1 protein-coding gene is annotated in these 388 nt (G+C 41.8%); it reads right to left on the reverse strand.

Annotation, left to right across the window (positions count from 1 at the left end; genetic code table 11):
• Positions 1-36: 36 nt before the first annotated feature.
• Positions 37-388: hypothetical protein (locus KEM10_RS24120; protein WP_212221058.1), on the reverse strand; the 352-nt coding region annotated here is incomplete at its 5' end.

Consider the following 388-nt stretch of genomic DNA (forward strand, 5'->3'; position numbering starts at 1 on the left):
CTTTGTATTTGCTCTCTGTAATCCAACATAGTCGTATTAATTTCGGTGGGGAATAATCTTTACAAACTCCAATCGGTAAGGCTTAAAGTTTTCCGTTTGGGTTTTGATGTCTATGTAATCGGTGAATACCTGGTAGCGGTACTCATCCATAAAGTCGTATTCTTCGGGTGTAGCCGTAAACACATTATCGCTGCTTATGAGTTCCATTTCATCAATGGAGCTTGGCAGACCTTTGGTGTTCAGAATCCACATATCGTTTTTCAGGTCCAGGGAAATGTCCGCACCTGTTACCATTATCACCGTTGGTTTTAATTGGTAGCTGTCGATGGTTCGCATCCCTGAAACACGGTCTTTTGCGATGGTATGTAATAACTCACTCGTGTTCATA

The organism is Carboxylicivirga linearis (assembly GCF_018271995.1).
Taxonomy (GTDB): domain Bacteria; phylum Bacteroidota; class Bacteroidia; order Bacteroidales; family Marinilabiliaceae; genus Carboxylicivirga; species Carboxylicivirga linearis.